This window comes from Cloacibacterium normanense, from assembly GCF_002943105.1.
Taxonomy (GTDB): Bacteria; Bacteroidota; Bacteroidia; order Flavobacteriales; family Weeksellaceae; genus Cloacibacterium.
Map to the genome: position 1 here is coordinate 1 of NZ_PTPZ01000004.1, position 14,183 is coordinate 14,183.

Here is a 14,183-nt window from a genome sequence, read left to right on the forward strand (position 1 = left end):
ATTTTTTTGACTTTTTATAATCCTTAATGTTGACAGCTAAAACTATAAATTATCAAGATGGCAAAAGAAAATAAAAGTGTAAAGAATTTTCCTAATTCGAGAAGTATACCCAAATTGAGGTTTCCGGAATTCAATGATGAATGGGAAAATAAGAAGCTTGGAGACCTAATGACTTTCAAAGTAACTAATTCTTATTCAAGAGATAATCTTAATTATGAATCAGGAACTGTAAAAAATATTCACTATGGAGATATCCATACTAAATTTCAAACCCTTTTTGACTTAGAAAAAGAAAATGTTCCTTATGTAAATGAAGATATTTCTCTAAATAGGATTTCAGAAGATTTTTATTGTCAAGAAGGAGATGTAATTTTTGCAGATGCTTCTGAAGATTTAAACGATGTTGGGAAAAGTATTGAAATTACAAATCTTAATGGTGAAAAATTGCTTTCTGGTTTGCATACTCTTTTAGCAAGACCGCAAAAAAATAATTTTTCTAAAGGTTTTCTTGGATATTTATTAAAATCTGATTTTGTAAGAAATCAAATAAAAAAAGAATCACAAGGCTCTAAGGTATTAAGCATTAATGTGGGTAGGATTTCTAATATTCACTTATCCTTTCCCTCAATTTCAGAACAACAAAAGATTTCTGAATTTCTATCTCTTTTAGATAAGAGGATATTATGTTCAATGAAAATAATTGAGCAATTAAAAACCTTAATGAAAGCGAGTCGTGAAAAGATATTTTCTAAGAAACTAAGATTTAAAAACGAAAATAATGATTTTTATTCAGAATGGAAAAGCACTAAATTAAAAAATATCAGTCAAATTTTTGATGGTACTCATCAAACTCCAAAATACGTCAAAAAGGGAGTTCCTTTTTATAGTGTAGAGAATTTAACCGCAAATAATTTTTCAGTTACAAAATATATCTCAGAAGAAGTTTTTATAAAAGAAAATAATAGAGTTAAAATCGAGAAAGGAGATATTTTAATGACTAGAATTGGTGATATAGGAACAGTAAAATATATTGATTGGAATGTAAATGCTTCATTTTACGTGAGTTTAGCATTGATTAAAAGCAACAACGATAATAACTCAAAATATTTAGCTCAATACATATCTTCAGATAAATTTCAAAATGAATTATGGAATAGAACAATACACGTAGCATTCCCAAAAAAAATAAACTTAGGAGAAATTGGGGAGTGTCTATTAAAAATTCCTTGTATTGAAGAGCAAACTAAAATTGCCAATTTCCTTTCTTCCATTCAAGAAAAGATAGAAACAGAAAAGCAAATTTTAGAAAAGCTAGAGCAACAAAAAAAGTTTCTTATGGCTAATTTGTTTGTTTGAAAAAACTCTCTCAAAATTCTAATATCTTAAACAAAAAGATTTTGTAATAAATACTTTTTTTGATTTTCGTATTGAGCGAGTAATTCTGTTTCTAAATTGATTTTTTCGTCAAAAGTCTTTAAAAATTGTGCTATTTCTCTTTGCTCTTCTATTGCTGGAACATTTATTTTAATAGTTTTTATATCAGATGAATTCACTGAGGTAAAAGTACTACCTTGTTCAAAAGAAGACCATTTATTTTCAAAGTATAGTAAAAACTGGTAAATAAATTCAGAATCTGATTTTTCATTGCTTTTGATAGCACAGACTCCACGTCCTATGCAAGCAAAATGTTTTGATTTTGCAACATAACCAACAGGAGCACGTACAGTTAATATTATATCCCCTATATCACATGTCTTTGTAATTTGATTTGTAAATTGTCTTGGTTCTGAAAATCTATGAACAATATCTGCATTACCCTGTATCAATGGTAATCCTTTTTCATCAGTATTATAAGCAGATGAATCTGGAGATTGTCCCATTAAGATTGCAGATATATCCCCTAATGTCTTTTCTTCCCATTTGCTTATATATTGCTTACTTATTCTAAAGTTTTGAGTAAAAAGGTTATGTAAAAGATTTAATTTCATCTTCCGAGTATCCTCAATTATTTTCTTTTGGGTTTGGATTCTTTCATCGACAAATAATAAGAATGAAGCAATTTTATCTTGTTCCTTTTTTGAAGGAATATGAAATGAATAGCATGCATACTCTTGTAAATTAATTCCAGGTTGTCCAGATCTCATAGACATCAACTGTACCCATTTATAATAATGGATTGTTTTTGTTTGTGTAAAAACAAAATATGAATTGAACTCTTCTTTTATTTTTGCTCTGATCAAAAAACCTGCAAAGTAGAGCTTACCATCATCTTTATGATATAAATAAGATTTTCCAGTACTGGCACCAGTTCTTGCAAATAAAATATCATTTTCAGAAACTAAGTATTTATCTAAAAGTTGCCCATTGGGTGATACTGGAAATTCAGGTTTATATTTTGAAGAAGCTTCATCAATATCAGTAATTCTTATGTATCTATTTTCTCCGTCAAATTTGATTGCGGAAGCATTCATCCCATATTCAAATGAGTATGCGCAATTTCCTAAATTTGTAAACCTCCACTCACCTTCAAACCCTGGAAATCGTAAATTAGGAAAATTCTTTACACTTTTATTTTCTTTTGCCATCTTGATAATTTATAGTTTTAGCTGTCAACATTAAGGATTATAAAAAGTCAAAAAAATTTAACTTACTAATCCCAATTCTTTTAAATACTTATTAATTTCAAGATCCAATTCTGAACGTTTCGCTTCCAATTCTTTTATTTCACGCATAACAGCAAAAATATCTATTTCCTCTTCCTCCTCAAAAGTATCTACATATCTTGGAATATTTAGATTATAATCATTTTCTGCGATTTCTTTTAAACTTGCTTTATGACTAAATTTTTCAAGTACAGTGCGTTCTCTGTAGGTTTCAACAATTTTTTCAATATGCTGAACTCGAAGTATATTTTGATTTTTTTGTTTTTCAAACTCTTTGCTAGCATCTATAAACAAAACATCTTCATCTTGTTCTCTACACTTTTTAAATACTAAAATACAAGTCGGAATACTAGTTCCATAGAAGATGTTAGCTGGTAAACCAATGACTGCATCTAAATAATTTTTTTCTTTGATTAAATACTTTCGAATTTCTAATTCTGCTGCTCCACGAAATAAAACACCGTGTGGCATTACTACTGCCATTATCCCGTTTTCATCCAAATGATGAACCATATGCTGAATAAATGCAAAATCCGCTTTAGAAGCAGGAGCTAACCTTCCATATTGAGAAAATCTTTCATCTAATAGAAAAAGCTCATTACTACTCCATTTTGCTGAAAAAGGAGGATTAGCAACAATGGCATCAAAAGTCTTATGAATGTGTTGTGGCTTCTCTAAAGTATCTTCTTGTTTAATATCGAAATTAACATAATTTACCCCATGCAAAATCATGTTCATCCTTGCAAGATTATAGGTAGTTCTATTCATTTCCTGTCCATAAAAATCTGCTACTTTAGCTTCTCTAGCTACTCTTAAAAGTAAAGAACCACTTCCACATGTGGGATCATAAACAGATTTTAATTGAGTCTTTCTACTTGTTACAATTTTAGCTAAAATGGTAGAAACTTCTTGAGGCGTGTAAAACTCTCCCGCTTTCTTACCTGCACCACTAGCGAATTGAGCAATTAAATACTCATAAGCGTCACCTAAAACATCAGCATTAGTATCAGATAAATTAAAGTCAATTTCATCTAAATGAAAAAGTACTTTAGATATTAATTTATTTTTTTCTTCTTCTGTTTTACCTAATTTAGAGGATGTTAAATCTAAATCTTCAAAAAGTTTATCAAAATCTTCTTCACTAGCTGTTCCTAAAGTAGACTGCTCTATATTATTTAGTATTCTAGTTAATTCAGGAAGAATGAAATTAGATTTACCTTCTTCTTTATTGTATCCCTTTTGAGCAACATTGCTAAATAGTTCAGAAGGTTTAAGAAAATAGCCTAAATCTTCTACTATTTCTTCATAAATAGCCTCTACAATTTCTTTTCCTTCATTAGAATTTTCATCAATCTCTTGATAATCAATTTTTTCACCAGAGTCTTCAAGAATTTTATTAGCAGTAAAATGTATTTTTTCTGAAAGATATTTATAAAAAATAAAGCCTAAGATATAATCACGAAATTCGTCGGCATTCATTTTACCTCTTAAGGTATTAGCAATATTCCAAAGTTGTTGTTCTAATTGACGTTTTTGTTCTTCTGACATACATTAAGGATATAAAATATCAAATTTAAAGAAAAACACATTTAATCCAATATGGAAAATCATATTATTTAGAGTTTTTATTTAATTACACGATTTTTTCATATAAAATTATAACATTTATCGGAAAACTAATAACCATGATAACCAAAGAAACAGTAACCATTTGGTATACATAAAAAAAACTTCAATTATTATGCAAAGAATAAAACCGAAATACTTTTCATTTAACTTGTTAATAATATTTCTAATTCTTAAGGTAAATTCAACCCAAAAAATTGAGTGGCAAACATGAGCCTAAGCCCATTATTTTATCCCATATTAAAATAAAGAAGTCCAAATTTACTAAAATTTATTGATAAATCATTTCTCCATCTTCCCAATAACCACACCCAACTGAAACATGGTTTTTACGCCATACTTCTTTTTTAGCCCCATAATTATTTTCTCTACCGCAGATTGTGAATTAATATTAAAGCTCTCATTATTTCTAAAATATTCCGCTATTTCAGTCTGTTGTTGCCCCTTTTTCAACAAGGCAATGATTTTCTTTTCTGTTGTGGTGAGTTCCATCTTTCGTTTGTATTTCAAAGTAAAAATAACCATTTTATTTCATATCTCAGCCAATCGAAATAATGATTAAATTTGTAGAAATACCACTTTATGATTAAAACATTTACCAACTTATTTTTTACCACAGTTTTATTCGCGGTAAACTCCCAAGCTCAGACCATTCAAGAATCCGACTATACCTTAAACTATAAGGACAATAAAATAGAAGTTACCTTCAATAAAGGCGTTTCTCTCAAAGCTTTTGACAATAAAACCCAAACTACAAAAAGAGTTGCCAGAGACCTCAACCAAAACACTTTTATTTTAGATAGCCTAAATCCTGCACAGGTCATCAAACTAGAATATACCTTTAATGACGATACTTCCAGAACAGCTAAAGCCAATTACATCGTGGCAAAATCAGCTTCTACAGGAGTAATGAATGTCTATTTTAACCACACCGTAAACAATACACTAGCACAGTATCAAAACGCAGTAAACTTGGCAGATCAACTAGATAATAAATTAATTGATTACATAAACGCTTGTCAAAGCACCTTAGACATTGCCATTTACAACAGCTACTCTCCAGATAGTTCTACAGGTATTGCAGGGGCAATCAACAATGCCTATGCTCGTGGGGTGAAAGTAAGAGTAATCTATGACGGCAGCACTTCCAGTGTAATGATACCATTACTCAATCCTGCTATCCCAAGATTACCAAGTCCTACAACTTCTGACTATGGTATTATGCACAATAAATTTGTCATTTTCGATGCCGACAGCTCAGACCCGAACACCCCTTGGGTGTGGACGGGTTCTACCAACTGGACAGCCGTTCAGATTGATGGACCCGATAAAAACAATGCTATTGCCATTCAAGACCAAGCATTAGCCCAAGCCTACAAAACAGAGTTCGAAGAAATGTGGGGTTCCAATACCCTCACACCAAATACCACCATATCAAAATTCGGACCTTATAAAACCGACAATACCCCTCACAATTTCGTCATTGGGGGAAAAGTAGTCAATGCCTATTTCAGCCCTTCTGATGGAGTAACAGCAAAAATCATAAACGTAATCAACTCAGCCAATACAGACATAGAAATTGCAGATATGCTCATCACTAGAGACGATATCCGCGATGCACTAATCAATAAATACAACACAGGCTTATCAACCATCAATGCAGTTTTCGACAGCCAAAACCCAACGGGCAATGATTTTGCAGCGCTGCAATCGGCCATTGGCACTACCAAAGTGGTTAAATATTCAGGCTCTGGAATCCTCCATCATAAATTCATGTTGGTAGACAATTACAATGCAGGTTCTGACCCTCAAGTCTTAACCGGTTCTCACAACTGGTCTACTTCCGCAGAAACTAGAAATGACGAAAACACTCTCATCATTCACGATAAAATTGTAACCGACCAATATTTCCAAGCATTCGCATACCTCTACAATTTCGCAGGAGGCGTTCTCAATGCTACAGAATTTGCACAGCAGAATCATCAGCTTATTGCATATCCAAACCCAACTACTGATATCGCTTACATCAAATCAGATAGCCGTACAGCCAACCAAAGTGGTTCTTATACCATCTTTAACGTTGCAGGGAACAAAATCCTAGAGAAAAACTTTACTCAACTAAAAGACACCCCAATAGACCTTACAACATATCCAAAAGGCCTATACTTCATCAATCTAAAAATCGGAGACAAAACCTACCAGACAAAACTCCTAAAAAAATAACCAAAACTTATCTTAACCATGAATTCAGAAGCTTCATCAGCTATTGTAGGATTATTCATACTTGGCATAGTATTTTTGATATGGTTTTTACCAATACTAAGCATCATGCTTTCAAGCCGTGCATCTAAATCAGAAAAACTTGCATGGATAATAGCGGTTTTATTTATATCATGGTTTGCTTGGTTATTTTACCTACTATTAGCCCCAATAAGTAAACGAAACAAAAATTAATATTACAATTTCCGTTTTTAATAACTAAAAAATCTATCTCCTTCGAGATAGATTTTTTTATGAATTTTCCACATTTAACACAAAATATACATTTTCAGTTTTTTAACTTAATTTATTTTGTATAAATTTGTTGGAAACTAATAAGCTGAAAGTCAAAATCCAAACATAAACAATTAGTTACAATCACTTATAAATAACTTTCAGATTGTAATTACTTTAGATTTATATTTCGCCTATTTTTGAGTTATCTGTAATGCAACCAAATCCCAAAATCAAGAATGTATCTAGCCTATATAAAAGTTGAAAATTACAAAGGAATTGAACTAATTGAAACAGAGTTTGATCCTAAATTAAATATAATTATCGGAGAAAATGGATGTGGTAAATCTGCAATTATTGATGCAATCAGACTATTATATAACATTGGAGAACCAATAAGAGAAATATCAGTGTCATTCGATGATTTTCATCAAAAAATAGTGGAGGTTTCAGGCAAAAAAACAATTCAAAAATCTACTATAGTTACAATAACATATATTTTTAAAGGTTTATCGACTCATCAAAAAGGAGCTTTCTATGAATATATGGTTATTGACCCTAGTAAGATTGAGGATGATTATGCGAAAATTTCTATTTCTTATGAAGACAAAGGGGATGGGAAATATCCTTATTTTTCATATAACACTGGTAATATAGATGGTCAAAAAGCTGATTATAAAACCTTTGAATTATTTCAACATTATTATTTAGGCGCGTTAAGAGATAGTACTAGAGATTTATTGAGCACTAGAAACAATATCCTTGGTAAAGTAATTAAAAGATTCGTAAAGAGAGAAGGTTCAGAAGCAGATATTGAACAAATAATAAAAAATGCAAATTCTCAATTATTAGCTCGTAATGAAGTTAAAAATACAAGGGATGGGGTTAATACCAATCTTGAGAATATTTTCAAAAAGGTTATTGATAATAAAATTGGACTTAGAATAGAAGAAGCAAAAACAGAATATATCGTCAATGCTATTAAACCATATCTTCCACACAATAGAACAACATTAATTGATGAGGGGTTTCATCTTTGGCAAAATAGCTTAGGATTAAATAACCTCATTTATATAGCTGTTGTTTTGGGCGATATTAAGGAACAAATTAAAGATAATGGGCTACCGCATTTTGCCTTACTTATTGAGGAACCAGAATCTCATCTTCATCCGCAATTACAATTAAGCTTATACAACTTCCTGAACAACGCTAATGCAACAGAAAACAGCCAATTATTTATAACCACTCACTCACCTACTTTAACATCTAAAGTTCCTCTTAAAAATCTTATTTTATTAGAATCAGGCAAAGCCACAAAACTTGATAAACAATTTCAAAATAGAGAAATTGAAAAAATCATTGAAGACACAACAAAAAGTAAAGTCTTATTAGATGCTGATTTTGAAAATAGGATGAAAAAACTTCAAAGATATATTGATGTCACAAAATCTCAACTTTTATATGCTAAATCAATACTTTTTATTGAAGGTATTTCAGAAGAGTTATTAGTGTCAGCTTTTACACAATTGGAAGATTATAGCCTAGAAGATTATAGGACTGAAATTGTAAATGTAAGTGGAACATCATTTTATCCTTTTTTATATCTTTTCAATCATTTAAATCCCATAGAAAGAATAAATAAACCAATCTCTGTAATTACTGATGACGATAGATTTACAGATTCTAAAAAAGCAGATTACAGCTTTGATAAATTAATAGATAACACTGCAATTCTTGACTCATTAGATGATTCCATACAAAATGGCAATGCGGTTTCGAGAATAAAGAATTTAAATTCTGTAAAAAATAGTGCAGACAACATTAAGATATTTGAATCATTTAAAACACTCGAGTACGAAATAGCATTACACAATGTTATTGATGACAGAAGAAATTTTAAAGACAACTTTTTAGTAAAATATATTGACACAATTGACAATGATAAAATGAACAAAATAATTGCCTATATGGCGACATTACCAAATGATATTATGTCAAATGAAGAAAAAAGAAAGGTTGCAATCTTATTATGGAAATGTTTTCCAACTAAGGCAGAATTTGCTCAGGATTTTTCAATTCATATTATTGAAAATTTAGCCGATGCTAAATCAACTTTTAAAGTTCCAACATACATATTAAATGCTCTTACACATTTAAAAAACGGATTGTAATGTATTTTGAAAATGATGAAAGGTTAGCTTATTTAAGAGCAAGAGGGAAAGTAATTTTAAATGCTTGCCCTGGTAGTGGAAAAACAACGACTATCGCAAAAAAGATTTTAGAATTAGAAAACTCAAAAGAAATTGGCGGTCATTCAGGTGTTGCCTGTTTGTCTTTTACAAATTCTGCCAAAGACGAAATCAATGAAGCATATAGAAAACTGAGTGGAAAATCACTTCAATTTCCTAACCATGTATCAACTATTGATAGTTTTATAAATAAATTTATAACACTACCCTTTTACAATTTACTAAATCGTGATTTTAACCGACCAAAAATTCTTGACCATACAACAATCCTAGATGATATGTGGAAAACCACATATGTAAAAAACGGGAAAACATTAGATGGTTTGTTAAGACCTTTAAATAATGCCGAGTATAAAGCGAAAAATAATAGAAGTATATTTCACTTATACCCCCCAAGTGAGATAAGAATTGAGCCTGATGGTACATTTTCTATAAATGGGAATCAACCATCTCCTGAAAAAGTTGAAAGAGAGAATTTTAACAAATATTGCCAACTTATTAAAAGTAAACAATTTACTAAAGGTCTAATATCAACTGGAGACTCTGCATATATAGCACTTTATTTACTAAAGAAAAATCCGAAGATTAGCGAATGGCTAAGTTTAAGATTTCCATTTATCATTATTGATGAAGCACAAGACAATTCAATAATGCAACACGCTATTTTCGAAGAACTTACCAAACAAGGATTAAACAATATTGAACTAATTGGAGACCCTTATCAAAGTTTGTATGAATGGCGCGACGCAAAACCAACTGAATTTCTTAGAAAGTATGAAGAAGATGATACTTGGCAATCATTTGACCTAACTGACAATAGACGCTCTCCTCAAAATATAGTTGACGTTTTTTCTAAAGTCAGAAGGCAAAATGATTCGAAAATCAATAGTGTTGATTGTCCAGAATTAGATGATTCAATTGTTATTTACAAATACAACAATAACAATCATCAAAAGATAATTAAACATTTTGATGATTGTTGTTCGAAATACAAGTACACTAAAAGTTGTATTGTTGTAAGAGGGAATTCATTAAAAGATTCGCTCTTAGGAAAAAAATCAGAACAAAGACCTTGGGGAATTGATTTACCGAAAAGTATAATTTATGCTAAGAATCTCTATTTGAGTGGTGATATAAAAAATTCTATTAAAGAAATTCGAACAATATGCATTCATCTAATTCATTCAGATATTACAGACTACCATAGTTTAAAAGAAATTGAAAAAGAAAAAAGCATAGACCCTTCTTTCAATTCTTTAATAATAACTATTCTTGCGGAATTACCTGACTTTACTTTATCCATAAGTAATTGGACAACAAAAACGCAACAATTTTTAAAAGAAAAACTAAATTTAAATTACAACCTCGACTTCAACTTAAGGAATAGAAAATCAACATATTTAGAAAAGGCTACATTGGACGAAAGTGTTGAAATTCATTTCAAGAAATCACATTCAGCGTTTAATATTCCAATAACAACAATACACCAAGTAAAAGGTCAGACTTTAGACTCAATACTTGTTTTCTTTAATGAAAAGAAACACAAAGACAATATAACTTTTGAAAATATTTCAAATACTGAAAATATATTTCCAGATGAAACAAAAAGATTAATCTATGTAGCTTTATCGAGACCAAAATATTTATTGGCAATGGCATTTCCTGAATCAATAACAAACGAAGACCTTATAAAAAAATTTGGTGAAAAAATAAGAATTATAGAAGAAGATGAATTATAAAAACTATACCATAAATAACCCGATGGCGCATTCTATGGCAAAAACCAAATAAAAATATAAAAATTTTAAGATGCAAATTTGTAAGTATTGACAAAAGGAGATTCTCTGCTAATGACAGCAAAAGCTCTGCTTACAATTTTGCATTTTATATTATTTAATACCAAGAGCGTATGTTTGCCTTCATCTCTTTTTCGTTGGTAATATTCCTTTAGTTCTGCATCGTATTTTATAGCATTTAATGCTACGAGATGTAGAAGAGATTTTATTTTCTTATCAGCAAAATGATTTACTTTGGTTCTCGCTCTTACACTTGAGCCAGAACTATACTCAAAAGGAGCAATGCCAGAATAACAAGCAAACTTTCTCCAATCCTTAAAAACACTAAATCCTTTAGTTGCTAATAAAAAATACAAAGCAGTAACATCACCTATTCCTGGTATACTTTTGAGCAAAGCTTTTTGTTGTTTTAGCTTTTCATTTTGCTCTATTATTTTATTGATTTTTTCTTCAATAGATTTAAGAGCTTTCTTTAAATGAGTAAGAATTTTTCTGTTTATAGGATTCACGATCTTAAATACCGAGTTGGGAAGAAAGCCTTCTGCCTCATTAGTAGAATCAAAAGTTTTGATGGCTTCTATCACTTTTTCTCTTTCAGCAAATAAGAATTTAAGTTGAAGGATTTCAATTTGTGGAACTGATGACAAGGTGATTTTGTCCAGATTTCTTAAGCCATATAATGCAATATCTTTTGCATCAGTTTTATCAGATTTACCACGAGTAATCCCTTTTGATTTTTTAATTTCCAAAGCAGGAATTTCAGCAAAATCACATTTTCTTTCAGAAAGAAAAATATTTAAAGGCATAGAATATACCCCCGTGTTTTCAAAAGAAAACAACACCTCATTGAGAGATACTTTTAGCTTTTTAAAATGATTCAGTAACAATTTAATCCCATGAGAATTATTCTCTGTTTTTCCCTGTATTAGAACATTAGCTTTTGCGTCAATAATGCAAAAATCTAGAGTAGACTTAGACACATCAATTCCTGTAAAAACATTGAATTTTTTCATAACTTTGTATTTAGTGAAATAAAAAGTGTTGAATGTCTCTAAAGCCTTTATTAGACCTAAAAATCTATCATTCTATCTAAAGTCATTCAACGGTTATCAAAGAGAATGCAGAGGACTAATGCGCCATATAAGCCTATTAGCTTTGCGGATTTGATAGTTCACCTCTGCTTTTCTTTGAATAAATTTAGCTCTTTTTATAGAATACAAAGTAAAGGCGGATTTTTAATCCGTGCCCTTAAAACAAAGCCGTTCCCTTAAAACACACTAAAACGTTCACTTCTTAATAACATCGCAAGGTTCCAAAACCACCGCTGTCCGCAGCAAGTAACATAATGAACATTATACGCACTACCTAGCTACAGAGAGCTGTCTCCACCCAGCCAGCCCTGAGCCTGCCGAAGGGTTCCGCCATCATCCCTGCATAGTCCCTATAATGTGGCATTATGTTAAATGCCTTCCTAGCAACAGGCAAAGCCTTTATGCGCTACACCTTCCAATCGCTCATTAGGTCAAAATAAATACAGAAACCAAAAGTGATCTCTAAATCTCCCTACATACTCGATCTTCAAAGCCTGTTATGTCTGAGTATATTAGTAAACTCAACACGGTATCCAAAATATAGTTTTATATAAAATATTTCAGATATACTAAAATTCATATCCATTAAAATTCTATTTTATTGTCTTTTGGAGTAGAAGGTAGCTTTTTATTTCTATTGTCAAGTTGGATTTATTTAATACTACAACTCGCATAACTATAATTAAAAAAATCAATTTCTAAATACTTAAAAAGGCAATAATCTATCATAATTAATGTAATTAGAGTCTTAATCATAATATCTAATAATTTCTATAACTAATTATTAATATTGGAACTTTTTTTAAACTTATCATTATAGATAGAAATAGATTTTTTAAGTTAAACTTTAGCACTTGTTAATTCTGTATAAAATAAGCATAGCCTTTACAATAACTAGAACAATTAAATGTTTACTTTTAATTTAATAAAATCTTTTTTTATTCATAAAATTACTTCTTTCTGATTAAGCATTTTTTTTTAATTACTCATGTCTTCACTTACTTTTTTATCTAAAATTTTAGCATAATGTTGAGTAGTTTTAATGCTTTTATGCCCAAGCATTTTACTTACGCTCTCCATTGATACATTATTAGATAAAGTAACAGTAGTAGCAAATGTGTGTCTTGCACAATGAAAAGTAAGTTTTTTATTGATATTACAATTATCAGCTATTGTTTTTAAATATTCATTTACTTTTTGGTTTGAATAGACTGGAAGCAATTTTCCAGAATTGGAAACTAATTGATGATTTTCATATTTTCTAATAATTTCTTCTGCTATTGGCAACAAAGGAATATTTGAATTCGTTCCAGTTTTTTGGCGATTTGTCATTATCCAAAAGTTTCTGTCAACATCTATAGTTATTTGTTCTTTAGTAAGGTTAAAAATATCTATGTAAGCCAATCCAGTGTAACAACTGAAGATAAAAATATCTCTAACTATATTCAATCCACTACCAATAAAATCTTTATTTTTAATTGTTTTTATTTCTTTCTCTGAAAGAAAATTAACATTTACTTCCTGTAATTTACCTTTGTAAAAAATTACCAAATCTTTTTCAATCCAATTATTCTGATAACACAATTTTAATATTTTACTTAAATTTTTAGTGTGTTTTACTGCTGAATTATTATTTATATTGGGTTTGGATCGCAAGAAAAAATCAAAATCGTTTAGAAATGACGGTTCCAATTTCTGAATATCAATATCAGATTTTTTATGAACCTTCCACAAAAATTCTTTTAAATGAGCCAAGCAAGTTTTAAAATTCTTAAGTGTAGCTGGTGCGTATTCCTTACCCAAAAGTTTTTCAATTTTAGAATTGTGTTCTTCAAAAATTGGAATGAGGTATCTTTCAGTAGTATTAGCACCTGTTAATAAGTTTTTAATGTCTAATGCAGCGAAACTTTCCCTTGACATCGCTAATTTGTTTTCCAAGATTAGAACATTGGATTGCAAGATGTCTAAATACTTATTTATAGCTCTCGCTTCTTCAGAATTACCCTTTAAACGATTTTGAGCGGAACTCCATTTGGAAATTTCAACATCTTTTCCAGTAGAAAATTCTGCTCGCTTTCCATTCACGGTAATCCGCAATTAAATAGGAACGCGTAAATTAGATTTTGTTTTGGATTTTTTCGCATAGAATAATACCGAAATTTTTGCATTCATACTGGTGACTTTAAAAGTTAAAATAAATTTAAAGTGCCCTTTTTCACAAGATGTTCAAAAATGAAACAAGCTTATACATGGGCTTTTCCAGAG

Annotated in this window: 10 protein-coding genes; 5 read left to right on the forward strand and 5 right to left on the reverse strand. The window is 30.2% G+C overall.

The genetic code is table 11. From position 1 onward, the window contains the following. Positions 1 to 57 precede the first annotated feature (57 nt). Positions 58 to 1,356: a restriction endonuclease subunit S gene (locus C3729_RS07710; RefSeq protein ID WP_104793636.1), complete on the forward strand. Its 1,299-nt coding sequence runs from the start codon at positions 58 to 60 to the stop codon at positions 1,354 to 1,356. A gap of 26 nt (positions 1,357 to 1,382) precedes the next feature. Here C3729_RS07710 and C3729_RS13300 read toward each other — a convergent pair whose 3' ends face one another. From C3729_RS13300 to C3729_RS07725, 3 genes are all read right to left on the reverse strand, one after another. Next, complete coding sequence (locus C3729_RS13300) at positions 1,383 to 2,585, reverse strand: restriction endonuclease subunit S (RefSeq protein ID WP_104793637.1); 1,203 nt, start codon at positions 2,583 to 2,585, stop codon at positions 1,383 to 1,385. Between the two features lie 57 nt (positions 2,586 to 2,642). Further along, a complete protein-coding gene (locus tag C3729_RS07720; protein WP_104793638.1) occupies positions 2,643 to 4,211 on the reverse strand; it encodes a type I restriction-modification system subunit M in 1,569 nt (522 codons plus the stop codon). A 360-nt stretch (positions 4,212 to 4,571) separates the two neighbouring features. Further along, a complete protein-coding gene (locus tag C3729_RS07725; protein ID WP_104793639.1) occupies positions 4,572 to 4,781 on the reverse strand; it encodes a helix-turn-helix transcriptional regulator in 210 nt (69 codons plus the stop codon). 90 nt (positions 4,782 to 4,871) lie between these two features. Between C3729_RS07725 and C3729_RS07730 the strand changes: the two genes are divergently transcribed. The 4 genes from C3729_RS07730 (at position 4,872) to C3729_RS07745 (ending at position 10,770) form a co-directional block, all read left to right on the forward strand. After that, complete coding sequence (locus C3729_RS07730; protein WP_104793640.1) at positions 4,872 to 6,512, forward strand: phospholipase D-like domain-containing protein; 1,641 nt, start codon at positions 4,872 to 4,874, stop codon at positions 6,510 to 6,512. A gap of 18 nt (positions 6,513 to 6,530) precedes the next feature. Next, the gene (locus C3729_RS07735) at positions 6,531 to 6,743 is read left to right on the forward strand and encodes a hypothetical protein (protein WP_104793641.1); all 213 of its coding nucleotides are present in this window, start codon (positions 6,531 to 6,533) and stop codon (positions 6,741 to 6,743) included. A gap of 278 nt (positions 6,744 to 7,021) precedes the next feature. Then, positions 7,022 to 8,953, forward strand: coding sequence for an ATP-dependent nuclease (locus C3729_RS07740; protein WP_104793642.1), 1,932 nt, complete (start codon positions 7,022 to 7,024; stop codon positions 8,951 to 8,953). Continuing rightward, positions 8,953 to 10,770, forward strand: a complete 1,818-nt coding sequence (locus C3729_RS07745; protein ID WP_104793643.1) for an ATP-dependent helicase — start codon at positions 8,953 to 8,955, stop codon at positions 10,768 to 10,770. The genes C3729_RS07740 and C3729_RS07745 overlap by 1 nt, the downstream gene beginning before the upstream one ends. Before the next feature lie 65 nt (positions 10,771 to 10,835). Here C3729_RS07745 and C3729_RS07750 read toward each other — a convergent pair whose 3' ends face one another. Further along, on the reverse strand, positions 10,836 to 11,840 hold the full coding sequence (locus C3729_RS07750; protein WP_104793644.1) for an IS110 family transposase: 1,005 nt from the start codon (positions 11,838 to 11,840) through the stop codon (positions 10,836 to 10,838). A gap of 1,056 nt (positions 11,841 to 12,896) precedes the next feature. Next, entirely contained in the window at positions 12,897 to 14,003 is a 1,107-nt protein-coding gene (locus tag C3729_RS07755) for a site-specific integrase (protein ID WP_260204498.1), read from the reverse strand. Between the last annotated feature and the right edge of the window lie 180 nt (positions 14,004 to 14,183).